Annotated in this window: 18 protein-coding genes; 8 read left to right on the forward strand and 10 right to left on the reverse strand. The window is 41.5% G+C overall.

Annotated elements, in window-relative coordinates; all coding sequences use genetic code 11:
• Nucleotides 1-2 precede the first annotated feature (2 nt).
• From HMPREF0766_RS18685 to rhaT, 8 genes are all read right to left on the reverse strand, one after another.
• Nucleotides 3-1,424, reverse strand: a complete 1,422-nt coding sequence (locus tag HMPREF0766_RS18685; protein WP_003000743.1) for a glycoside hydrolase family 28 protein — start codon at nt 1,422-1,424, stop codon at nt 3-5.
• Nucleotides 1,425-1,438: 14 nt separating this feature from the next.
• Nucleotides 1,439-2,884: a glycoside hydrolase family 28 protein gene (locus HMPREF0766_RS18690; protein WP_003000745.1), complete on the reverse strand. Its 1,446-nt coding sequence runs from the start codon at nt 2,882-2,884 to the stop codon at nt 1,439-1,441.
• Between the two features lie 36 nt (nt 2,885-2,920).
• Nucleotides 2,921-4,015, reverse strand: coding sequence for a glycoside hydrolase family protein (locus HMPREF0766_RS18695; RefSeq protein WP_003000746.1), 1,095 nt, complete (start codon nt 4,013-4,015; stop codon nt 2,921-2,923).
• Nucleotides 4,016-4,252: 237 nt separating this feature from the next.
• Entirely contained in the window at nt 4,253-5,419 is a 1,167-nt protein-coding gene (locus tag HMPREF0766_RS18700) for an alpha-hydroxy acid oxidase (protein WP_003000750.1), read from the reverse strand.
• A 3-nt stretch (nt 5,420-5,422) separates the two neighbouring features.
• Nucleotides 5,423-6,796: an FGGY-family carbohydrate kinase gene (locus tag HMPREF0766_RS18705; RefSeq protein WP_003000753.1), complete on the reverse strand. Its 1,374-nt coding sequence runs from the start codon at nt 6,794-6,796 to the stop codon at nt 5,423-5,425.
• 27 nt (nt 6,797-6,823) lie between these two features.
• Entirely contained in the window at nt 6,824-8,098 is a 1,275-nt protein-coding gene (locus tag HMPREF0766_RS18710; RefSeq protein WP_003000756.1) for a sugar isomerase, read from the reverse strand.
• Nucleotides 8,099-8,192: 94 nt separating this feature from the next.
• Nucleotides 8,193-10,301 (reverse strand): bifunctional rhamnulose-1-phosphate aldolase/short-chain dehydrogenase, encoded by a 2,109-nt coding sequence (locus tag HMPREF0766_RS18715; RefSeq protein ID WP_003000758.1) that lies wholly within the window; start codon nt 10,299-10,301, stop codon nt 8,193-8,195.
• Between the two features lie 23 nt (nt 10,302-10,324).
• Complete coding sequence (gene rhaT, locus HMPREF0766_RS18720) at nt 10,325-11,398, reverse strand: L-rhamnose/proton symporter RhaT (RefSeq protein ID WP_003000759.1); 1,074 nt, start codon at nt 11,396-11,398, stop codon at nt 10,325-10,327.
• A gap of 273 nt (nt 11,399-11,671) precedes the next feature.
• On the opposite strand from rhaT, the gene HMPREF0766_RS18725 reads away from it, so the two are divergent.
• Complete coding sequence (locus tag HMPREF0766_RS18725) at nt 11,672-12,292, forward strand: hypothetical protein (RefSeq protein WP_138944210.1); 621 nt, start codon at nt 11,672-11,674, stop codon at nt 12,290-12,292.
• Nucleotides 12,293-12,345: 53 nt separating this feature from the next.
• Here the strand turns inward: HMPREF0766_RS18725 and HMPREF0766_RS18730 are convergent, their stop codons facing one another.
• Nucleotides 12,346-13,668, reverse strand: coding sequence for a RagB/SusD family nutrient uptake outer membrane protein (locus HMPREF0766_RS18730; protein ID WP_248676783.1), 1,323 nt, complete (start codon nt 13,666-13,668; stop codon nt 12,346-12,348).
• A 153-nt stretch (nt 13,669-13,821) separates the two neighbouring features.
• Nucleotides 13,822-17,307 (reverse strand): SusC/RagA family TonB-linked outer membrane protein, encoded by a 3,486-nt coding sequence (locus tag HMPREF0766_RS18735; protein ID WP_003000766.1) that lies wholly within the window; start codon nt 17,305-17,307, stop codon nt 13,822-13,824.
• Nucleotides 17,308-17,972: 665 nt separating this feature from the next.
• On the opposite strand from HMPREF0766_RS18735, the gene atpD reads away from it, so the two are divergent.
• The 7 genes from atpD (at nt 17,973) to HMPREF0766_RS18770 (ending at nt 25,695) form a co-directional block, all read left to right on the forward strand.
• Nucleotides 17,973-19,475 (forward strand): F0F1 ATP synthase subunit beta, encoded by a 1,503-nt coding sequence (gene atpD, locus HMPREF0766_RS18740; protein WP_003000768.1) that lies wholly within the window; start codon nt 17,973-17,975, stop codon nt 19,473-19,475.
• A 119-nt stretch (nt 19,476-19,594) separates the two neighbouring features.
• Nucleotides 19,595-19,843 carry an ATP synthase F1 subunit epsilon gene (gene atpC, locus HMPREF0766_RS18745; protein WP_003000770.1) on the forward strand — a complete coding sequence of 83 codons (249 nt, stop codon included), beginning with the start codon at nt 19,595-19,597 and terminating at the stop codon, nt 19,841-19,843.
• A 402-nt stretch (nt 19,844-20,245) separates the two neighbouring features.
• The gene (locus tag HMPREF0766_RS18750; RefSeq protein WP_003000773.1) at nt 20,246-21,136 is read left to right on the forward strand and encodes a branched-chain amino acid transaminase; all 891 of its coding nucleotides are present in this window, start codon (nt 20,246-20,248) and stop codon (nt 21,134-21,136) included.
• Entirely contained in the window at nt 21,120-22,820 is a 1,701-nt protein-coding gene (gene ilvD / locus HMPREF0766_RS18755; protein ID WP_003000774.1) for a dihydroxy-acid dehydratase, read from the forward strand. Before HMPREF0766_RS18750 ends, ilvD begins: the two co-directional genes overlap by 17 nt.
• A 58-nt stretch (nt 22,821-22,878) precedes the next feature.
• Nucleotides 22,879-24,627, forward strand: coding sequence for a biosynthetic-type acetolactate synthase large subunit (gene ilvB / locus HMPREF0766_RS18760; protein WP_003000776.1), 1,749 nt, complete (start codon nt 22,879-22,881; stop codon nt 24,625-24,627).
• A gap of 1 nt (nt 24,628) precedes the next feature.
• Complete coding sequence (gene ilvN, locus HMPREF0766_RS18765) at nt 24,629-25,219, forward strand: acetolactate synthase small subunit (protein ID WP_003000779.1); 591 nt, start codon at nt 24,629-24,631, stop codon at nt 25,217-25,219.
• Between the two features lie 2 nt (nt 25,220-25,221).
• Nucleotides 25,222-25,695, forward strand: coding sequence for a DinB family protein (locus HMPREF0766_RS18770; protein WP_003000782.1), 474 nt, complete (start codon nt 25,222-25,224; stop codon nt 25,693-25,695).
• The last annotated feature ends 21 nt before the right edge of the window (nt 25,696-25,716 follow it).

The following is a 25,716-nucleotide window of genomic DNA, read 5'->3' on the forward strand; positions in this document are numbered from 1 at the left end:
CTCTACTTTCCTGCAGGAGCCTCTGTTTTTACGCCGTTAATAATTACATTTTCAAATATGATATTGTCCAGATAATCCACTTTATACGGTTCTTTCACACCATTGATATCACAATTGACCATACGGAAATTTTTAATGGGTGAACTTTCGTATGCTGCTGACATCAATGCATATCTGCCGCCTTTCTTAACGTGCATATTCTCTACCCATACATTGCGGATTGTAGGGATATGATCACCTGGTTTTTCGTAAAACATATTGAATTTGACAGCAGCTTCCTTATATGTTCCTACTTCTACATCTTTCATAAAGACATTTTCGATAATACCTCCGCGGCTGGAGCTTGTTTTCAACCGAAGGATACGGTCCAGATTAGGACTGTCCATCTTATTATTCAGCGCATAAATATTACGGGCTCCGCCAGCGATTTCGCTACCGATAACGACACCTCCGTGTCCGTCTTTCATAATACAATTTTCAATGATATGATTCTCAGCGGGACGGCCGATGTTGCGTCCGTCCTCATCTCTTCCGGATTTGATCGCAATACAATCATCTCCTGTATCAAAATAACAGTCTTTTATAAGTACATTTTTACAGGCTTCCGGATCACAACCGTCATTGTTTGGTCCATGACTAATCACTTTAACGCGTTCTATAGTTACGTTTTCACACAATACAGGATTCAGATTCCACATCGGCGAATTAATCATCCTGATATCTTCGATCAGGATATTTTTACAATTGTAAGGCTGTACAAAATTGGGTCTCAGGTACTGTCCGTCTCCGAATACACGCTGCTTAGCATCGACTTCCTGATGCATCATTGTATGCAGTCTGGCTCTTGCAGGTTTTTGTTCTCCGCTTCTGGATTCGTTCCATCCATATTTACGGGCTCCGCACCACCACCACCAATTATCATTATCCGAGTTTCCGTCTAATGTTCCCTTACCTGTGATCGCAATATTTTCTTCCCCATACGCATAGATAAAGGAAGAATAGTTCATACATTCCATCCCTTCCCAACGCGTAAATACAATAGGATAATCCGAACTGTCGCGACTAAACAAAATAGTAGTACCATCTGTGAGATGCAGATTGACATTGCTTTTGAGGTAAATAGCACCTGTCAGAAAAACACCGTTAGGCACCACAACTCTGCCTCCGCCTTCAGCATGACATTTTTCTATAGCCAGCCGGAATGCTTCTGTATTCTTGGTCACACCATCTCCTTTCGCCCCGAAGTCGGCAATATTGTAATCCTTATTTTTAAATGTAGGTCTGACAATGATTTTTCGCAATGCTTCGATTTCCTGTAAGGGCTGCGAAACATCGGTCCAGACTTTTTCCTGTGCAGATGCAGTGTGCATGATCAGCATGCAGACAGCAACGGCTATGATATTGAGGTTAAATATATTCTTCATGTTAGATTACGGGCTTATAGGTTAATATTCTCTGTATCTTCAAGTACGACCTTCGTACCATCCTGAGCAGTTACTTTTACATTTTTCAGCTGCCAGTTTTTGGCATGGCGGATCACGCCTGCAGTCTTTGCAGTGATAGCTACATTTTCAAGGCTGAATTTTTGTAAGGGGTTTTCCTGTAAACCGTCTACATTGATAGCACGCTGTGCAAATTTCACAAAGACATTTTTGATCTGTATATTCTGAAATGTTGGAATTCCTTTGCTGGCAGGCTCTACAGGAGTCACCATCTTTTTCCAATGCTCCGGTACTTTATTGATGTCATATCCGGCCGGAAGTTTGGAATAGCTGTAAGAAGGGTTCCAGTTTGGAGTAACCTCAAATGCCGTTCTGACACTGTCCATCTGTATATTTTCGAGCAGAATATCTTCCACGACCCCACCCCGGTTTCGCGCTGATTTGAGACGAATTCCGACTTTAGTACCGTGTGCTTTGAGATTACGTGCAATAATGTGGCGCATACCACCGGAAGTCTCACTGCCGAAGGTAATCAGACCATCTCCCTTACGGGATATACAATCGGTGATAAGGACATACTCGGTCGGTCTGTTGACCCGCAGGCCATCCCAGTCACGACCGGATTTAATACAGAAATTATCATCATTGCAATCTATGTCTGCATTTTGTATACGGATCCATTTGGAGGAATCAATATCAATACCATCTGTACTCGGACCGATACCATTAATATTATTCTTAATAATAATCCCGTCCACGGTGACATATGAAGAGTAAAGCAAATGAACCGTCCAGAAACCTGCCTGTTTCAATGTCACGTCTCTGATAATGATATCTTCACTTCCGTCTACAATCACAGTGCGCGGACGCTGTGCATCATAATCTACAATCCATCTCAATCCTTTCTTATCATATTCCGATCTCAGCTTCCAGTACGCATCCCAGAATGGCTTCCCCTGTCCGTTGATAATTCCCTTTCCTGATATTCCGGCTTTTTGCTGCCCGTTGATATTCACAAGAGCCGCTGGCCAGATCATTTCTATGCCGGCCACACGGGTATTGATTTGAGGATAATCTTCCAAAGACTGGCTACCTAAGAGCTCTACTCCTTCATCTACATGCAGAAATACACCGGATTTGATAAAAACAGAACCCGTCAGGTATTTGCCCGGACGGAATTGCACCTTACCTCCGCCTTTTTTTGCACAGGCATCTATAGCCTGCTGAATAGCTTTTGTGCTTATGGTCTTTCCATCTTCCCTGGCTCCAAAGTCGTTGGCATATACAACAGCTTTCCCGACTTTAAAATTTCTTGCGCCTACTTTGTCCACCCAGCCCGGGTCTGATGTAGCAAAAGCTGTGAATGAAACAAATACCAAAAGGATGCCCATCAGCATGGCTTTTGGAGCAAGGACTCTCGGATTACATTTGAATACGTTCATGATATAGTTGTTTTAATAGGTTACGATTTGAAAAAATTACCAGATTTGGTTTGATGTACAACGGAAAACCATTGCGGAAGAAGTATTATATTTTCCTCCCTGAGACGCTCCGAACAGCCATTCGGGCTGATTCTCTTTATTTAACAGCAGCATGGGACGTTCCAGCCGGCCGACACGTTTGAGAGATGCCGGATAAGGCCCTTCTTTGGTATAAGTGGTCACCGCTTTAAAAGCCAGTGCAGGTTCAGACCACTTCTTACCATCAGCAGACCGCATCAATAATCCGTCTTCGTGACTCTGAACACCCATATCCCGGGCAATCATATAAAATACTCCCTTTTCGATCCAGACAAAAGCATCTTCAAACTGCGCATTCCCTCCTTTTGCAGAGAAATCAATAACAGGATTCTGCGCATATTTTTTAAAAGGCCCCTCCGGAGAAGATGCAACGGCTAATCCATATTTACGATTACCACGTATGGCCCCTTTCTCTGCCAGATAGTCGGCTGTGTTCCAGGATTTGTAAAAAAGGTAATACGCTTTATCCGCTGTTTGTATTACTGTAGGGTTCGTTGTACAATGGTCATCCCAGCTCCCTTCTTCCCCTGCTTCTAAAATCGGCTGATCTGTACGCTTCCACGGTCCATCCAATGATTCAGCGGTGGCCAGACCTATTCTTTTGGTATTGGTCTTACCGTTAGAATTACCCATATAATAGAGGTAATACGTATTATTGAACCGGGTTATTGACGGATTATGACAAGTAGTAGCATCCCAGTAACCGGCTCCACGCGGAGCAAGTACTGTTTCTTTTACAACAAAAGGCTGATCCGGTGCAGATGCTGTCGCATGTACAATCTCTGATCCTTTGAGCCAGCCACCCATTCCCAATTCCTGCTTCCATCTGGAAAAGAATATATGCACCTGACCATCGTTAGCATAGATCGGTGAACTGCACCACACATAGTAGCCTTCCAGTTCCAATGCACGGCCAATATATTTCAATCCTTTTGAAAAGGCTGATTCCCTTAATTTTAAAACAGAGATTTGTCCCAGCACTGTAGTATGACAAGCGATCAACCCAAGTGTCTGTGCAAAAAGTGTTAAAAATTTCTTTCTGTTGTAAATCATTAGAAAATCCGGTTTACCAGTTGTTAGCAAAAAACAATGTTTCCATTTTTCCTTTGCTGTATCAATTTTTTGATTGGTTATTTACCGCAAGATAACCCACCTTGCATAAAACAGCATCCTGCACCATCCTGAATTTCGATCTCCGTCACATTACTTTTACAGAAGGGAGATAATCAACTAAAAAAGGCTGATTCAAATGATGAATCAGCCTTTTTATATTTTGTAATATGTTTACAACTATTTGATCAGAGAGTGCGGAAAATCTACTATTTTTTCACAAGAGATCTGTTCCATCACCTGCTTAAGCTGCGCTTTAAACATGGCAATAGTATGATCGCCTCCTTTGGTTCCTAAAGCTCCCACACCATACATAAATGGCCTTCCCATAAAAGCAAATTCGGCACCGCTTGCCAGAGCACGGCCAATATCCGGACCTGAGCGAAGTCCGCCATCCATCATGATAGTGATCTTATTTGTAAATTCCGGATCCTTCGCTAATCGCTGTAATGATGCAATCGATGATTCTCCGGCATCAACCTGACGTCCGCCATGATTCGAAACGATAACTCCGTCTACACCCATCTCTATACAGGCTCTCATATCTTCTTCCGTCACAACTCCTTTCAATACAAGTTTACCTTTCCACATATCACGTATAGCTTTGATCTTTTCAATATCTACACGTCCTGTGAATGTACGGTTCATAAACTGTCCCAGCTGACTCATATTAAGCCCCTTTTCCATATATGGCTGTAAGGTTGCGAAACCCGGAATACCGTGTCTCAGCGTTTCAATACCCCATACGGGACGGATAGATGCCTGAAATATATTGCTGATATTCATTTTAGGCGGCATTGAAAGACCACTTTTGATTTCTCTGTAACGCAAACCGAAAGAAGGTACATCTATAAGAACAACTAACACAGGACATTCTACATCCTGCAATCTTTTGATAATATCGTCACGTAATCTGTTTTCGGTCGGATGGTACAACTGGAACCAGGCTTTACCACCGGATACTTCCGCAATACGTTCTATACTACTTGTCGAAACGGTGCTGAGGATGTAAGGTACATTGTGTTTGGCCGCAGCCTTCGCCAGAATTTCCGGAGCATTAGGCCACATCAGTCCTTGCAGACCGATTGGAGAAATACCGAAAGGAGCATCATATTTATGTCCGAAAATCGTGGTAGACATATCGATTCCGTTATACTTCTGCAGATAGCTTGGCTTCAACAGAATATCTTCAAAGTCACGTTCGTTTCTTCTCAGATTGACTTCTTCGTTACATCCTCCCTCCAGATAATCAAAGGCGAATTTAGGAATACGCTGTTTTGCTCTTTTCTTTAAATCAGCAACTGAAGGATATCTAGGATCGTATTTTAGTAAATTAGGACTTTCCATGGATTAGCTGACAGTTTTAAAGTTATTCTTTGCGTAAAATTTCAGTTCTATCAGATCATTAGGAATAGGATTGCTATTCCAGTGGCGATGAATGGACAATGCCGTACCGATAGCTGTGGCTTGTGCCATAGAAGCTGCAAACACCTCCTGGTGTTCAAACTTTTCAGATAAAAGGCTCATATATATGGGGTTTTTACTGAAACCACCATCTACAAATATCCGATGAATATTTGTCTCATCCATTACTCTCTTTGTGGCGATATACTGAACCTCGACAATATCCATGATCAACTGATGATAAGCAGTTTCATAGTCCTCAAAGATACTCAAATCTCGTTCAGAAAAAGTCTTAATTGAAAAACTTTTAACAGCATCCACAGACTTCAACTGCTTTATGGTCTTCCAGTTGGTCGTCACTGTTCTGAATTTGGCTGTAGATACCTGAAAATGGGCTGCAATCCTTTTGCTTTGCAATTCATGTTCATACCCGGCAAACAGACGGGATGCTTTCACCGGAGTTCCTTTATAACTCAGATAGAAAAGACAATCTGCCCGCAGCTCTTCTAAAGTAAGTTCACTGTGATTAAACGGATTGAATGAAATACTCCAGGTTCCGGTAGAAATCAGAATAAAAGGATCCTGAAAATTGAAGAGATAAGGGATCAGAGCGGCAGAACTATCATGCAGTCCTGTCCCGATCACATACGGACTACCCGGAAATGCAGATTTGAAGACCTCGTCAGAGTTACAAATAGGTGCCATCTTATCGATGACACCATCTCTACTAACCCATCTATGATAACCGTTATCTTTAAAGTTCCACAACGTGGTGTGGCAACCTATACTTGTTCTGTCTGCGTAATATTGTCCGGACAACAAAAAACTCAGGTATTGTGGTAAATGCAGGGCATACTTAATTTTCTTAAAAATCCCGGGCTTCTCTTCCTTTATTCGGTAGAGCTGCAACCCCGAATTTAAACTTCCTAATGCAGGAGAAGCAGTTTCTTTAGAAAACGTTTCTTCCCCTCCATATTGGTCATATATTTTTTGTGCTAATGCGTCCGGATAATCCTTTAAGTAATTATATAAAGGTGTCAACGGCCGGCCATCTTCATCCAGGTAGACAAAACTTGCTCCGTAAGATGAAAAATTAATAGCTTTTACCTCAAACTGAGGTTTACGGAATACTTCGTGCAACGAATCGAAAACAGCAAGTCTCAGGCTTTCCAGATTTTCACAGGGATCGCCATCTTCATCTTCAGTTTCCAAAAACCGGGCAGACCGCTCAAATACTATCCTGTAATTCTCATCGAATAAGAACAGTTTTTTGTTCGTCTTACCCACATCAAATACGGCTATAACGGGTATGGGTTTCATACAGTTGAGTTTATGAAATTACTGCTTTTACAACCCTGTAGCAACACTGGCAGTACCGCGTTCTTGTGTCAGGATATTACGAACCCCCAATTGACGATATAATTCAACCGGATTCAATGCACCGCCCTCACGGAGTCTGGATTCGGCAACAATACTTCTGACATCTGTACGGAATGCATCCTGCAGAATCTCCTGAGCCTTTACAACATCATTCTGTTGCTGTGCTTCTTTCAGCGCCGCACGATCTACTAACAAGGCCTGAGCGTATGCAATCTTAATCGCCTCTACAGACTGCAGCAAATCCACCAGGGGATCTTTTTGATTATGTGATGCATCGATCATCCAGCCTAAACCAGTGGCATGATCCATACCTCTCGCATCCATACCTTCGACCAGTTCATTGAAAATCAAAAACAGCTGATAGGGTTTTATACTTCCGGCTGTCAGATCATCATCTGCATATTTGGAATCGTTGAAATGAAAACCGCCCAATTTACCTTCCATTAACAGCAGAGATACGATCTGCTCGATATTAGCATTGGGCAGATGATGTCCCAGATCTACTAATGTATAGGCCTGATCACCCAATTTATTGGCCAATAGCAGAGATTGTCCCCAATCTGCAATAGTGGTGGAATAGAAAAACGGCTCGAAACCTTTGTATTCTACAAACAGCTTCCAGTCTGACGGAAGATGCTTGTAGATTTCTTTCAATGAAGAAAGTGTATTTTGAAATGCTTCTCTAAAGTTCAACTGTCCCGGAAATGATGATCCGTCGGCCAGCCACACAGTCAGAGCTTTCGATCCTAATGCAATACCATGACGGATCACTTCCACATTATGATCAATAGCCTGCTGCCGTACATGGGGATCTACATGATGAAGAGAACCAAATTTGTAACTGTATTTCTGGTCTTTCTGATCCTGAAACGTATTGGAATTAACTGCATCAAACACCAGTCCGTGATAACTTGCCAGCTGTTTGATCGCTTCCGCATCCTGCGGAATATCCCATGGAATATGTAAAGAAATAGCTCCGCTCGAACGGTTCAGTTTATGCAATAATCCCACATCTTCGATTTTCTGTTCCAGTGTCCCTGGCTCTCCCTGTCCGGAGAAACGTCCAAAACGGGTACCACCTGTGCCTAAAGCCCAGCTTGGAATAGCGATCTGAAAGACACCTAATTTTTGTAATATTTCTTCCGTATTGGAAAGGGTCTCGGCTAAAAATGTAAACCTGCGTTTATGTGCATCCAGATGCAGGTTATTATATTCCTCTATTAAACTATCTTTAATTAACATGGTTCGGTTTGTTTGTTTATAATCAGTAATTCTTGCAAAATCAAATATATTAAAGGATTCTCATACCTCTCCCCCGAATCCTTGAATGTCATACTTATCTTACAAATGCCATAGCGACTCCCCCGTCGACATTAAGCACATTACCGGTAGATTTGTTCAGTAAGCCTCCTGCGAAAGCAAAACAGGCATTGGCAATATCTTCCGGAAGAATAATTTCTTTTAACAGGGTACGGTTTGCATAGTACGCTGGCAATTCAGCCACCGTAATCCCGTATGCTTTCGCGCGACCTTCTGCCCAACCGTTCGCCCAGATATTACTATCAGAAATAACGGCATCCGGATTGACCACATTGACACGGATACCAGCCGATCCAAGTTCAGCTGCATTTAAGCGGCTCAGATGAAGCTGTGCTGATTTGGCACTTCCATATCCCGCATTATTCGGTCCGCTTACCAAAGCATTTTTACTTACAATATTGATAATATCACCACCAATAGCCTGCTTTTTCATTGTTTTGACAGCTTCCCGGGTTACAAAAAACTGTCCTTTGACCAATACATTATACAATAGATCCCAGTCTTTCTCTGTATGGTCTTCTATAGTTTTGGAAATAGACAAACCTGCATTATTCACAACAATATCTACTCCTCCGAATGCCAGTGCACACTGACTCAATGCCTGTTCAATCTGATCTTCACGTGTCACATCCAGGACTACTGTCGCAAAAGCATCTTTTCCGTATGTAGATTGGAATTCTTCAGCAACAGCCTCCAAACGCTCTGCATTCATGTCGTTGAGCACGACAACAGCGCCTTCATTGACAAATTTCTTAGCTATAGCTTTACCTATTCCACCGGCACTGCCAGTCACCAAAGCGATTTTACCCGATAGTGCTTTAGGCTTCGGCATACGTTGTAATTTCGCTTCTTCCAGCAACCAGTATTCGATATTGAATGCTTCCTGACGCGGCAGAGAAGTATATGATGAAATTGCTTCCGCTCCTTTCATCACATTGATCGCATTGATGTAAAACTCAGCGGCTACCCGTGCAGTCTGCTTATCCTTTGAAAATGAAAACATACCTACGCCCGGGTAAAGTATAATTACCGGATTTTCATCGCGTATGGCCGGACTGTTTGGATGTTTGCAGGATTCATAATAAGCAGTATACATTGCTCTGTAAGCTTCAAAAGCCGGAGCAAGCCGTGCCTTGAGAGCCTCTGTATCGGACAGATCTTCATCTTTTCCCAAATCCAGTACCAGAGGTGAAATTTTAGTGCGTAAAAAATGATCGGGACAGCTTGTACCTAACGGTGCAAGACGTTTCAGATCATTGGAGTTTATAAATTCGAGTACACGGTCATCATCTGTAAAATGGCCGATCATATGGCGTTTACTCGAACAGAATCCTCTTAATACCGGCGCCAGTTTTGCAGCTTGTCTGACACGTTCTTCCGCAGCCAGACTTTCTATTTGCTGACCTCCGAATACAGGTCCTTTTTTACCAAAATTATCTTCTAAATAAGCTGCACAACGCTCAATAACATCTAAGGTATTGACATAACTTTCATAGGCTGTATCTCCCCAGGTAAATAACCCATGAGAACCTAACATAATACCGCGTATTGAAGGATTCTTATCCAGACATTCTTTCAGCTGAAGGCCCAGATCAAATCCTGGTTTTTGCCAGTCCACCCAGCCAATAGTGCCGTCAAACAATTCCTGTGTGATCCTTTCACCATCTTTGGCTGCAGCTATTGCTATAGCTGCATCAGGATGTAAGTGATCGATATGTTTGAACGGAAGAAATCCATGCAACGGTGTATCGATAGAAGGCGCTTTAGACGCCAGATCATAAATACAGTGATTGAACAGCTCTACCATCTCATCCTCATGTTCGATACCCCGGTATACACTCTTCAATCCTCTCAGTCGTTCTACATATAAAGCGGCAAGACCACTTTTAGTCAATGTGCCAATATCACCTCCCGAACCTTTGATCCACATGACCTCTGTTGCAGATCCTGTTAACGGATCATTCACGACGACTTTACATGAGGTATTCCCTCCCCCATAGTTGGTAATTCTAAGATCGGATCCTAATAAATTGGAACGATACAGTAATAATCCAACTTCATCTCCTTCCAAAGATTTAGCCTTTTCATCATCCCACAAGTAATTAACGTGCTTATATGTTTTCACCTTTTATATATTTTTTATAGTTATTATTCTAAAGTTTTAGCAAATCCAACGATACAGATCGACAGGATTATAGTCACAATACCTGCAATAATAGCGCGGTAAGTAGGTTTACTGACACCTTTCCATTCTTTCAGAATAACGCCCCATGCGTTAGAAATAAGAATGATAAATGCCATATGCAGTATCCAGGAGCTGGCTCCGTTACCCAATCTGCTTTCTCCCATCCCATAGAAGAAAAACTGCAGATACCAGGTTGTACCGGCCAGTGCACACAACAGCAGATTTTTGCCAAGCGGTGCTGAGGATTTCGTATAATCAGAAAATGTTTTATTTCTGGCCAACAGATACAGACACCATATAAAATTGGTAGTAAAACCGCCCCATAGAATAACGATATACGTCACATTATTCTGGTAGAGGAATTCTCCCTGACCGGGATTTGCAGCTTTCCAAAGTTGATTGGCCACATCGGCCATAGGTTTACCCGCTTCGATTCCAAAGTTGAAACATGCACTCAGAATTCCGGAAACAATAGCGACCGTAATTCCTAAGCCAAATTTGTATTCAGACTGTACAGCCCCCGACAGATTCATCAGCCCTTTTTCTTTTAATACTCCCGCTCTGCCACAGAGATAAATACCCACGATACAGATCAAAAGTCCGATCATTACACAAATCCCTGAATTGGTAGTAAAAAAGAAATCGATGCCATGTTTGCCCGGAACAGAATTAAAGAAGTAATAGATCGAAGGCATCAGTGCTCCGAATACCATACTCAGTCCCAATATAATACTGCTGCCCAGAGATACGCCCAGATAGCGTACTCCAAGACCGTACGTCAGTCCGCCAATTCCCCACAGCAACCCAAATAAATAGGTATAGCCGATAATCGAAGAAGACGTGTCAGTGATAATCTTAAAAAAGTTAGGAATTGTCAGATAAGCGGCTACAGGTGGTACAAGTACCCAGGAAAATATTCCTCCGAGGATCCACATCGCCTCCCAGGACCATCCTTTGACCCGCTTATAGGGTACATAAAAACTCCCGGACGCAAATCCGCCAATAAAATGAAAAAAAACACCGGCTATCCAGCTCATACAATTTATAGGGTTATATTTGATATTATTTAGATACCGCAAATTATAACTTTTTACTTCGCGAACTGTTATGCGCTGTCATGTATGTTCTAAAAGTACAAATGCAAAGTACTGCTGAGAAAAAGGTATATCGGAAAAAGCAAAATAATGCTTCTCTTGATTTTGAATTAAGGTTTATTGATTTATTTGTATATTAGTAGCAATCGCAACTAAATATAGGCGTCATCTTTACCAAATATGAATATGAAACTTATCTATAACACAACAGATTGTATGAATTTCAAAAAACTATTTTGTTATATTTCGGCAACTCTACTTTTTGCCATTCTATCTTTCCCGTCGGGGAGTACCGCTCAGACCTCTGCTTTTAAATACAGTAATGACGGATTAAAAAAAGGGACGATAGAAAGTCAGTTTCAACACCTCAACTATATTTCCCGCACACAGGATCCTTACAAACTGATAAGGAAAGAAAATCTTGATATCATCAAGAAAAATGTACAGGACAGTATTGCCCGCCTTTCACAGGAAATCAACACGTTAAAATCTTCTTCTACCAATTTTGCATCCAGTACCAAAGCCCTCCAGGACTCTGTAAAAAATGTATCACAGGAACTGGAAAAAGAACGATCAAAAACAGATAGCATCTCTTTTATCGGCATACCTTTCTCCAAAGCCACCTATCATACTATGGTGTGGGCAATTATAATTGTATTGGCTTTGTTATTCCTGATCACGCTGGCTTCATTCAGAAAAGCAAAAGTAGATACGGTAGACCACAAAAAGACCACAGATCAATTGCAGGATGAATTGCAGACACTGCGTAAAAAATCAATGGAAAATGAACAGAAATTACGCCGTCAGTTACAGGACGAGATAAATAAAAGAGTATAAAAAAAGCGGGTTAACCCGCTTTTTTTATACTCTCTATCCTTTATTATTCAGAGTTAATATCCCGGATTTTGTGTAAGTCCTGTCCCTAAAGCGATCTGAGCGGAAGGAATCGGATACAAAAGGTATCTTTCATCAGTCAGTGTATCATATTTTCTAAGAGCCAGCTTTGTCCGGCTATAATCAAACCAGGTTTCTCCTTCAAACATAAGCTCCTTTTCCTTTTCTTCCTGCACAGCTGTAATAAATGCTTCCAGATTGCTATAGGTGCTAATGGGCACAGTGACACCTGCACGATCCTGCACAGCTTTTAGCGAATTGTACGCAGCGGTACTGACACTATTATCTACCCTTGCCTGAGCTTCTGCATGGATTAAGTAAATTTCAGCAAGACGAATCACCGTCAGATTCTGACTTGCAGGAGAGAAATTCGGGAACTTGCCCATAAAATAATTATTCTTGCTTCCCTTTTTTACAGTGAAAGCTCTCCGCTTGTCCTGCGGACTGTATAAATCCTGAATAGTAGAATCTTTAGCAAAAAACAATACACTGGCATTATCGTTGGCCACTGCAGCAAGCGGGTTTGTGGCCTGATCATCAAATTGAATCTCAAAAATAGCCTCATTCGTATTTTGTGTTGTCCAGATTGTACTGAAATCTGTTACTAAACCAAATCCGGCTGTCGTGATGATTTCATTAGCGAGATCTGCAGCTTTCTTATAATCATTCGTAAAAGCGGCCTGATATAAATATACCTTTGCCAGTAAAGCTTTAGCTGCCCAATAAGAAGCTCTTCCTTTGGCAGCATCACCGGTGTTAGGATTAGCCTGAGGAAGCGCAGCAACAGCCTCTGTTAAATCGTTAACAATCTGTGTATAGATTGCTTCTTTTCCGGATTCGGGAATATCAAAATTATCACCTTCTTTAGTATAGGTCAGCTTTAAGGGAACTTTATTAAAAGCCCGAACCAGAAAAAAGTAATTCAATGCCCTGATAAATTTAGCTTCACCAACGAATATATTTTTCTTCTCCCCGGTTATCATGGCAGGAGTCATGTTCGGAACTTCTTCAATAATTTGGTTAGCTGCATTTATAGTCGCATAGACCGCCTGCCACATGTTGGCCGTCCAGGGGTTTATAGCCTGTATCTTATGTTCTGCAAAATTCTGATACTCGGGGAAACTCGCAGAATGTCTGACATGTCCCGCCGAAAATTCCGGAACGATTACGATCGACTGACCAAATGAAAAGGAATTCATCATCGTACGGTAAGCACCTAAAACAGCGGCATTTGCATTGGTCTCCGAATTAAAAAACTGATCCTGTGCGATCTGCCCCATCGGGTCACGATCTAAAAATTTATTACACGATGTACTCAAAGTGACTATCATCGTAACCAAACAGATTAATATTATTTTATTTTTCATCATTATACTTTTTGTCAAAATCTATCGCAGTCATATTTTCGGCACTCCGCCAGGATCGTTGCCGGCTTTGAACTGCGATGATTTCAGGTTTACAGCTTTCGGAAATTAAAACGTCATGTTAATACCAGTAGTGAATATACGCGGCTGCGGATAACTACCGTAGTCATATCCATAGATCAAACCGGTATTAGCTCCTCCGTGGCTTGAACTTACCTCCGGATCATAACCTCTGTATTTAGTGAATACATATGCATTTTGTACCGTGAAATACCATCTAAGTTTTTTCATTTTGATCTTCTCAGCAACTGTCGCCGGCAATGTATAACCCAACGTGATATTCCGAAGTCTGAAGAAGGAACCATCCTCTACAAATCTGGAAGATACTGCTCCGTTACTCAGATCACCCGGAGCTGGTCTCGGAACATCCGTAATATCACCCGGAGCACGCCATCTGTCCACAAAGTCAACAAACTGATTTGAACTCGGATTAAAGCCTTCCAATCCGGAAGCCAGATTATAATTGAAGATATCATTTCCGTAAGTAAACTGCCCCTGAATACTTAAATCAAAGTTTTTGTAGGCGAAATTATTGGTAATACCTCCGAAAAATGAAGGATTAGGATCGCCAATCATCCTTTGATCTTTATAATCCGTAGGAGAGACAGCAGAACCATCTTGTCCCAGATAATCGATCATACCTGTCTGTGGATTTACACCATTAGCCTGCCATCCATAAAATACACCAAGAGGTTGTCCTACAATGGCACGATTCAGATCACCCACACCGCCTCTCATTTCATTCAGTCCCTCAGGTAGTGCCAATACTTTATTTCTGTTAAAGGTCATATTCAGGGATGTCGTCCACTTAAACTCGCCAACCAGATTTTTGGTTGTCAACTCAAACTCAAAACCTTTATTTTCTATATCTCCGGAGTTTGTAAATATATTGATGTAACCGGAACTGGTCAGAATTGGTAATCCGATTAACAGATCAGAAGTTTTCTTATAATAATAATCAGCTAACAGCGATATACGGTTATTTAAGAAGCCCGCATCAATACCCACATTCCATTGACGGGTAGTTTCCCATTTCAGATCACGGTCTCCAAGTACATTGGGTATAAATCCAGCCATACCCAGGTAATTGCTGTTTCCGGAATACAGAGAACGACTGGCATAGTTACCAATATTTTGGTTTCCCGTAATTCCCCAACTCGCCCGAAGTTTCAGGTCATTCAATATTTTGGAATCTTTCAAAAACTCTTCTTCCGAAAGTCTCCACGCTCCCGCAAAGGAAGGAAATATTGCCCAACGATTGTCAGCTCCGAAACGGGATGATCCATCCGAACGAACATTTGCATTCAGGATATATTTGTCCTTATAGATATAAGTTGCACGGGCAAACCCGGATGCGATAGCCCATTCTTCAGGATAAGAATTTGCACCTGTAACAACACCTCCTGCCGTAATATAAGGAATATCATTATTCGGAAAATTGGAACGTTGTCCGTGCACAAACTCAAGTCTGGACTCCTGAACCGAGAAGCCTGCCAATGCATTGAGGGCATGATCACCAAACACTTTATCATAAGTCAGCGTCGTCTCATTGATCCAAAGCTGATCCCGGGTATTGCGACGGGCACCTATACCACCCTGACTGGCATACGAACGAAGTCCCACAGGCGGCATAAAAAATGTCTCATCAATAAAACTAATATCTGTCCCAAAACTGGTTTTCAGTAATAACTCAGGAATGATGTTATATTCTGCACCAACGTTTGCCAATACACGAAAAGTTTCAGCTTCATTGGTAGGAAGTGTGAGCATGGCTACAGGATTTTCACGCGTTAACCGAACCTGGTCATATGCAAAATTACCGGAAGCGTCATATACCGTTAAGTTCGGAGGAGAAAAGATTCCGCTTTTGGTCGCTCCTTCTTTCGAGTTTTCTTCCTGAACACGTTTGTTAACTGCTCTTGTCAGATTGATTGCCGTAGAAAATCTAAGTTTGTCATTGTGCTGATGATTGAGATTTATACGACCGCTTAAACGATTGAAGTCTGATCCCAACAATACACCACCCTGTTTCATATACCCTACGGAAGTATAATATTGTGTCTTCTCGCTTCCTCCTCTTGCAGAAAGTTCGTAGCTACGGGTACCTGCATTTCTGAAAATAGCATCCTGCCAGTCCGTGTTAACATTGGAATTGGAAAATATCTGATCCGGAATAGTTGCATTCGGATCCTTTTCCTGCAGGATTTTGTAATAGTCCTTCATATAATCCTGATACTGTTCCGTATTCATAAGATCATAGTATCTTTCACGTGGCACCTGTGAAAATCCTTCATACATATTGAAGTTAAATTCACTTTGTCCGGCTACACCCTTTTTGGTCGTAATCAGTACAACCCCATTAGCAGCCCGTGAACCGTAGATAGAGGAAGATGCTGCATCCTTTAATATTTCAATAGACTGAACATCGGAAGGATTGATAGATGAAAGCACATTTATACCCTGAGTACCTCCCCCAAAATCAAAGGTAGAACCACCAGTAAAATTTGTTGTGCTGTTAACCGGAATCCCGTCGACTACATACAACGGATCCGAACTGGCATTAATGGATGTCGTACCCCTTACGCGGATACTGATACCGCCTCCGGGTGAACCAGACTTCTGCGTGACCTGAACACCTCCGGCCTTACCTTGTATAGCCTGTGTAATACTCGGAAGTACCTCGTCTTTGATTTCATTGGCCCCGATACTCGATACGGCACTTGGTAAGGTAGCACGATTCATCGTCCCATATCCTACTGCTACCACCTGGACAGAGTCAAGCACATTCGTTTCACTGCTCAGTACAACCCGTATGTCCTTTCTGTTGCCAACTGTTTGCGTAAGGGATCTGTAACCAATCGATGAGAACTTTATTTTATTCTTCGGGCCGGCAGCTATCTGGAATTTACCACTTTCGTCTGTATTCGTAGCCTGATTAGTTCCTACTATGGTAACCGTCACTCCCGGCAAGGGTCCTTTAGGGCCGTTGACAATTCCGGATACCGAAGCTTGTGTACCAGATACAATCTTGCTACTGCTATCCTGTTTAACAACACTGCTGTCTGTTATATTTGGTTTTACTGTCCCGGTAGAATCAGGAGCGACCGTGACTTTAGCAGAGTCTGGCTGCTGTGGTACTGAATCTGTTGTTGTTTCTGTTTCGGCCTCAGCCTTACCGCTGGATAAGGTGACCTCTACGAGCTTCTGATTATTTACATGGACTTCCTTATTCTTAAACCCCGACTTTATAGCAACCAGAATCCCGTTAGGATCTGCTGCAATTTTAAATTCGCCGTTTTGATCTGTTAATCCGCTGTTTGATGTCCCCTTTTCAGTAACGACCACTCCTGCAATGGCCATTCCGGCAGAGTCAGTGACCTTACCGCGGATCTCTATAGAGTCAGCTGCAACATACGAATGCGAAATAGAATAAGAGCTGTGATACTTGTTTTCAATAAGGTCTGCGCGTCCTGTTTGACAAAAAAAAAGAAGACCACATGTCAAAAAGAACGCGTGATATAGGTAGTGAATCATTACGTTAAATATTTTTATAAGAATCTGAAATGAAATAATACGTTAAAAGCAAAATGGGAATACCTGAGATAAGGTTGGCGTCACAGGAAAATGTAACTGGGAGGTTTAGAACTTGTTACGATACCTAATTTTAATAGGTGTCTACCTGTGGGGGCAGGAGTTGCAAAATCAGAGGATAAAATCTTTGGAGAGTGGGAATACCTCCTGTTTGGATTGTTTTTCTTAGAAATCATAAATAGCATAGTATAAATACAAAAAGTGTAAATCAGCATCAGGTTTCAAGGCTCCGTCCGGAACCAAACCAACCCATATATAACAGATTTATTGAACGTTTTAGTATAAATTGTAACAAAATAATAGACAAAGGGAGATAAAACATGATTTTTGATAGCTTAAACATAATTTTTATCCCGGCAGATGCACGTATAGATTTCTGGTATCTTCCATGTGTTAGCTATTTGCAAGGTGGAGAATTCATAACATGAAAACAGCTTTTGCATAACCTATTCAGTCATAATCATATTCAAATCTACCAAGTGCGAAAAAAAAGTAAATTTTATTAGCGTAACGTTTTGCTTTTAAGCAGATATAGTTTATTTTTGCAGTCCAAAATAGGACTCATTTAGAGTTTTGTAATTGATTATTAAATATTTAGTCCCTATAATATGCCCCAAATTGGTAAAATAGCGCAGATTATCGGCCCAGTTGTTGACGTCAACTTCGCCGACAATGAAAATCTTCCTAAAATCTATGATGCATTGTACATCGAGAAAGAGAATGGACAACGTATCGTTTTAGAGGTACAACAACACTTAGGTGAGGATTGTGTTCGTACTATTGCCATGGACGCTACCGAAGGATTGGTGCGCGGAATGAAAGTTGTAGACACAGGAGCTCCTATCAAAATGCCGATTGGAGAAGAAATCAAAGGACGTGTATTTAACGTTGTTGGTGACGCCATTGACGGGATCAAAAATCTAGACAAAACCAATGGTCGTCCTATTCACAATGTACCTCCTAAATTTGAAGATCTGTCAACAGAATCAGAAGTTCTTTTCACAGGTATCAAAGTAATCGATTTGCTCGAACCTTACGCTAAGGGTGGTAAAATCGGATTATTCGGTGGTGCCGGTGTTGGTAAAACAGTATTGATCCAGGAGTTGATCAACAACATCGCTAAAGGTCACGGTGGTCTTTCAGTATTTGCTGGTGTAGGTGAGCGTACCCGTGAAGGGAATGACTTACTTCGCGAGATGTTGGAATCAGGTATTATCAAATACGGTGATCACTTCATGGAAGGCATGGAAAAAGGCGAATGGCCTTTGGAAACTGTTGATCAGGAATTGATGAAAGAATCAAAATGTACGTTTGTATTCGGTCAGATGAATGAGCCTCCGGGTGCACGTGCACGTGTAGCATTATCAGGACTGACTGTTGCAGAATACTTCCGTGATGGTGAAGGTGACGGACAAGGAAAAGACGTACTTTTCTTTATCGATAACATCTTCCGTTTTACACAGGCAGGATCTGAGGTATCAGCATTATTAGGCCGTATGCCTTCAGCGGTAGGTTACCAGCCAACTCTGGCAACAGAGATGGGTCTGATGCAAGAGCGTATCACCTCAACTAAAAACGGATCAATCACTTCCGTACAGGCTGTATATGTACCTGCCGATGACTTGACTGACCCTGCTCCGGCGACAACTTTTGCCCACCTGGATGCAACAACAGTATTATCCCGTAAAATTGCAGAGTTAGGTATCTATCCGGCGGTGGATCCATTGGATTCTACTTCACGTATCCTTTCTCCGGCAGTATTAGGAGATGAGCACTACAATACAGCTCAGCGTGTAAAAGAAATTTTGCAACGTTATAAAGAACTTCAGGATATCATCGCTATCTTAGGTATGGATGAATTATCGGAAGAAGATAAGCAGACTGTTCACCGCGCACGTCGTGTACAACGTTTCTTATCTCAGCCATTCCACGTAGCAGAGCAGTTTACTGGTTTGAAAGGTGTATTAGTAGACATCAAAGATACCATCAAAGGATTTAACATGATCATTGACGGAGAAGTAGATGAATACCCTGAAGCAGCTTTCAACTTAGTAGGTAGCATAGAAGAAGCTATTGAAAAAGGTAAAAAATTATTAGCAGAAGCAGTATAAATAAGTAGTTAGTATTTAGTAATTAGTAGTCAGACGACCGACAAAAAGTCAATTGCTGCTAATTACTATGTAAAAAAGTCTAAATACGTAATACTTACTACTAAATACTATTAAAATAAATGAAACTCACAATTATTACTCCAGACAAGTTGGCTTATGAAGGCGACGTTACAGCAGTAACTGTCCCTGGCTCTGCCGGCTCATTTCAAATATTAAAAAACCACGCACCTATCGTCTCTACATTAGAGGATGGTCCGGTTATTATTAAGGCTGGAAACAATGAAGAGGTCCTTAACATTAAAAGTGGAGTAATTGAAGTAAAAAATAATGTCATTATTGTCCTGGCAGAGGGCATTATACAAGAATAGTAATTAAGATTTTTTAATCACTTCATAAGCCCTTAAAACAAGTCGTTTTAAGGGCTTATTTTTTTGAACTTTATTCAGCAAAATGACGATTTCAGGAAGAAAATCGACCGAAATCAAAATTTCACTAAAAAATCAAAAGTATACCGATTTTAATTCTGGTCTACCTTAAATATTAAATAATATCGAATAATTAAATTTAAATAAAATTATATTTTGTAAAAACAGAAATAACAAAATAAAAAACTATTTCAAAATAATGAGTTACCCTATTGGTTAGTATTTTTATTCGTCCTATCTTACAATTATCAAATTGAGGGGATCTTCTGTACCTTCCTTTGACAGGTAAAAATGAGGAATAAATCCATAGGTATTTTAATTCAACACAACAGCAAATCATAAGGTATGCAATATTACAATAACAATACACTTATCTACCTAGATGGGGACTTTGTAAAAGCGTCCCAGGCAGGTGTTGACTTTTATGGTCAGGCATTACATTATGGATATGGTGCATTCGAAGGTTTGCGCGCATATAACACACACAACGGAACCCGCATCTTCAAAGCAGAGCAGCACTTTGAAAGATTACAGCAATCCTGTGAAGCCATCAATATTCCGTACAAATGGAATAACCGTGAACTGGTAGAGAAAACCTACGAACTGCTGGCGCTGAATAATCTGCGCGAAGCTTATGTACGCCCATTGGTTCTTTCAGGATCCAATATGCACCTTACCTCAGCTACAGATTCTAAAATCCTTATTGCAGCATGGGAATGGGGACCTTATCTGGGACAAAACTTATTGAAAGTATGTGTTTCCAATATTCAGCGTCCCAACCCAAAGGCCTTCCCTGTCAATTCAAAGATCAGTGGTCAGTATATCAACTCGATCCTGGCCAGCAGCGAAGCCATTAAGAAAGGATTTGATGAAGCATTATTACTGGACCAGAATGGTTTCGTAGTACAGGCATCAAGTGAGAATCTGTTTATTGAAAAAGATTTCAAAATCTATACAGCACCTCAACAGGATGCTTTCCCGGGCATAACCCGTCAGACAGTCATTAATATCTGTAGAAATCTGAATTTCGAAATCATTGAAAAACCACTGACAGTAGAAGAAGTATATGCTGCAGACAGCGCCTTTCTCTGCGGTACTGCAGCAGAGATTATAGGCATCAGACAAGTGGATCACATAGAATATAAAGAAGATTGGGAGCATACAATCGGAGCTTCCATACAAAGAAGATATAAAAACCTGGTATTAGAGAACGAAAACTATGAAGTCATCATCTAACGGCGAGAATCAAATGAATAAATACAGCCGTACGTTTACACAAGACGAAACACAACCCGCAGCCAAAGCTATGCTTTACGGAATCGGCCTTACCGATGCAGATATGGATAAGGCTCAGGTCGGTATTGCAAGTATGGGATATGATGGGAATACATGTAATATGCACCTGAATGATCTGGCACAAGTGGTCAAAAAAGGTGTGTGGGACAGCGAATTGGTAGGCTTGACTTTTGGAACAATAGGTGTCAGTGACGGTATGAGTAATGGTACAGAAGGTATGCGCTACTCGTTGGTAAGCCGTGATGTCATAGCCGACAGCATAGAAACAATCTGTGGCGGACAGTATTATGACGGATTGATTGCTATCCCGGGTTGCGACAAGAACATGCCGGGAGCTGTCATCGCTATGGGTCGCCTGAATCGTCCTTCTATAATGGTATACGGAGGTACAATAGCGCCTGGACATTATAAAGGAGAAGAACTGAATATTGTATCGGCTTTTGAAGCATTAGGACAAAAAATCTGTGGTAACCTGTCCGATGAAGACTACGAAGGTATAATCAAGCATACTTGTCCGGGAGCAGGAGCCTGCGGTGGCATGTACACGGCAAATACAATGGCATCTGCGATTGAGGCTTTAGGTATGAGCTTACCTTATTCATCTTCTAATCCGGCAGTATCTTCAGATAAAAAAGACGAATGTCTTCAGGCAGGTAAATATATCCGTACGCTGTTAGAAAAAGATATCAAGCCGTCAGATATCATGACGCGTAAAGCCTTTGAAAATGCACTTAGAGCAATTGTAATCTTAGGCGGCAGTACAAATGCGGTATTACACTTTATCGCAATCGGAAAAGCTGTAGGAGTCGATATCACACAGGATGACTTTCAACGCATGAGTGATGAAACTCCCGTACTGGCCGATTTCAAGCCGTCAGGAAAATATCTGATGCAGGATCTGCATCAATACGGAGGAACGCCGGCAGTATTGAAATATTTACTGGATGAAGGATTGTTACACGGAGATTGTCTGACTGTTACTGGGAAAACATTAGCAGAGAATCTTGCAGACGTAAAATCCATCATGGACTATGATCAAAAGATCATTCAGCCATTGAGCAATCCGATCAAACCAAGCGGTCACCTTCAGATTCTATACGGTAATCTGGCAGAAAAAGGTTCTGTAGCCAAGATCTCAGGTAAAGAAGGTGAGAAATTCACCGGTCCTGCCCGCGTTTTTGACGGAGAGCAGAATCTGATCCGCGGAATTCAGGATGGTACTGTAAAAAAAGGTGACGTAGTCGTTATCATCAACGAAGGTCCTGTAGGAGCTCCCGGTATGCCGGAAATGTTAAAGCCTACATCCGCTATTATCGGAGCAGGACTCGGAAAATCAGTGGCACTGATTACAGACGGCCGCTTCTCCGGAGGTACACACGGATTTGTAGTCGGACACATTACACCGGAAGCCTACAAGGGAGGTCTGATCGGATTGGTAGAAAATGATGATATCATCGAGATCGATGCGGTCAATAATACCATCAATCTGAAAGTAGACGATGCTACGATAGCCAAGCGTAGAGAAAAATGGGTACAGCCGTCATTGAAAGTATCTAAAGGTGTTCTGTACAAATACGCAAAAACAGTTTCGGATGCGTCCGAAGGCTGTGTTACAGATCAGTAATGCAACAGGAAGATCGAATAATCAACAACTAAAAACTTTTAAACTAATCGAATAAGTAATGAGTACACTTGAAAAAACAGAGAATAAAGCTCCTGCTGCAACACCAAAAGAATCGGTACAGATATCAGGTTCTCAGGCGGTGCTGGAAGCTTTATTATGTGAAGGTGTTGACACCGTATTCGGATATCCGGGAGGGGCAATTATGCCAATTTATGATGCACTATACGATTATAATAATCGTTTGAAGCACATTTTGGTACGCCACGAACAAGGAGGTATTCACGCCGCTCAAGGTTTTGCACGTACTTCAGGTCGTACAGGTGTGGTATTTGCTACAAGCGGGCCGGGTGCAACCAATTTAGTAACAGGTTTGGCTGACGCCATGATTGACAGTAATCCTGTCGTCTGTATTACAGGTCAGGTATTCGCGTCACTACTGGGAACGGACGCATTTCAGGAAACAGATGTCATTAACATTACTGCTCCCGTCACTAAGTGGAACTATCAGGTGACAGATGCGACTGAGATCCCTCACGCATTGGCTAAAGCTTTTTATATTGCCAGTACTGGCCGTCCGGGTCCCGTATTGATTGATATTACCAAAAATGCTCAGTTACAATTATTCGATTATGAAGGATATGAAAAATGTAATCATGTCCGCAGCTACCGTCCTGCACCGGAAGTCAGAAACGAATACATCGAAAAAGCGGCTGACTTAATAAACAGCGCAGAGAAACCCTTTGTATTATTCGGACAGGGAGTGATTCTGGGAAAAGCAGAACAGGAATTTAAAGCATTCATCGAAAAAGCAGGTATTCCTTCCGCAGCTACTGTGATGGGATTAAGTGCGCTGGAAACAGACCACCCACTGCACGTAGGAATGCTGGGGATGCATGGTAATTATGCGCCCAACGTGATGACAAATGAGTGTGATGTCCTGATTGCTATAGGCATGCGCTTTGATGACCGCGTAACCGGACGTCTGGATAAATACGCAAAACAGGCGAAAGTCGTTCATCTGGATATTGATCCTGCCGAAATCGACAAAAACGTACAAACCACTGTGCCGGTATGGGGAGACTGTAAAGTCAGCCTGCCTTTATTAACTGCAAAGATTCAGGAAACAAAACGTCATGCAGAATGGTTGCAAAAATTCAGACAACTGGAGCAGGAAGAAATAAAAGAAGTCATTCAAAATGAATTACATCCGACAACAGATGTAATGACAATGGGTGAAGTAATAAATATTCTTAACGAATTGACCGGTGGTGATGCCATCATTACAACAGATGTTGGCCAGCACCAGATGGTAGCCTGCCGATATGCCAAATTCAACAATTCAAAGTCGAGTGTGACATCCGGCGGATTAGGAACCATGGGATTCGGACTGCCTGCAGCCATAGGCGCATGGTATGGCGCACCTGAAAAGACTGTAGTAGCCATTATAGGAGACGGAGGTTTCCAGATGACTTTACAGGAATTGGGTACCATCATGCAATTCGGAGCTAAAGTGAAGATCCTGATCTTAAACAATGAGTTCCTGGGAATGGTAAGACAATGGCAACAGCTGTTCCACGACAAACGCTACTCTTTTGTTAATATTACAAGCCCTGATTTTGTGGCAGTAGCAAAAGGATATTATATTGATGGACAAAAGATTTCCGAACGGAAAGATCTGCGTCAGGCGCTTGAAACAATGCTTAATCATGATGGAGCATACCTATTAGAAGTAATGGTGGGAAAAGAAAACAACGTATTCCCAATGGTTGCACAAGGAACATCTGTTTCCGAAATTCGATTGAAATAAAATGGAAAAACAAGAATTTACCATCACCTTATATACAGAAAATTCTATCGGACTTATCGGTAGAATTTCGACCATATTTTCGAGAAGAAAAATCAATATCGAAAGTCTTAATACTTCTCCTTCAGAAGTAGAAGGTATCCACCGGTTTACAATCGTCATTACTGAGACAGAAGAAGTATTACGCAAATTATGCCGTCAGCTGGAAAAACAGGTAGATGTCTTAAAGGCATACTATAATACTAATGATGAAGTGATCTGGCAGGAACAGGCGCTGTATAAAGTGCCGACAGATATCGTTGCGGAAAAAGCACCTGTAGAAAGACTGCTCAGACAGTACGGCGCTTCCGCAGTAGTAATCCGCAATGATTACACAGTATTCGAGACAGCAGGTCATCGTGAGGAAATCGACAAATTAACGGAAGAACTTACCAAATACGGTTTGATCGAGTTTGTGCGCGGAGCCCGCATTGCGATTATTAAAGATAGCGCTGGATTCCACTCCAAATTATTACAATTCGAAAAGAAACAACCTTCTGAAGAAATCGTGGAGAACGAATATCTGGATCAGCGAGACAACGTATTTACTATGTAATCATGATAGCACATACTTTTCACTATATCATTCAGACCCGTAAGCTATTTTTAGCCCTTATTGATTCACTGACTACCGAAGAATTAAATGTTATTCCTCAGGGATTCAATAATAATATCATCTGGAACTTTGGCCATATCGTAGTCAGTACACAATCACTATGTTATGTCAGAACCGGGATACTGGCAGATGCTTCTTCGATCGCCTACAATGAGGATTACAAAAAAGATACAAAACCTACGCGTCCTGTATCCAAAGAAGAAATTGATGAATTAAAATTGTATGCTCTGGAAACCATTTCCAAACTGGAAAAAGATTACCATAACGGAGTATTTTCCAGCATACAACCTTTCTCCACAAGCACATATGGCACCGAAATGAGTACAATAGAAGAAGTACTGACGGTGACACTGGCACATGATAATCTTCATTATGGATATGCAATGGCTCAACGCCGGATGATCAAAAATAAGTAAACAACCTAATAACAAAATATT

The organism is Sphingobacterium spiritivorum ATCC 33861 (assembly GCF_000143765.1).
Taxonomy (GTDB): domain Bacteria; phylum Bacteroidota; class Bacteroidia; order Sphingobacteriales; family Sphingobacteriaceae; genus Sphingobacterium; species Sphingobacterium spiritivorum.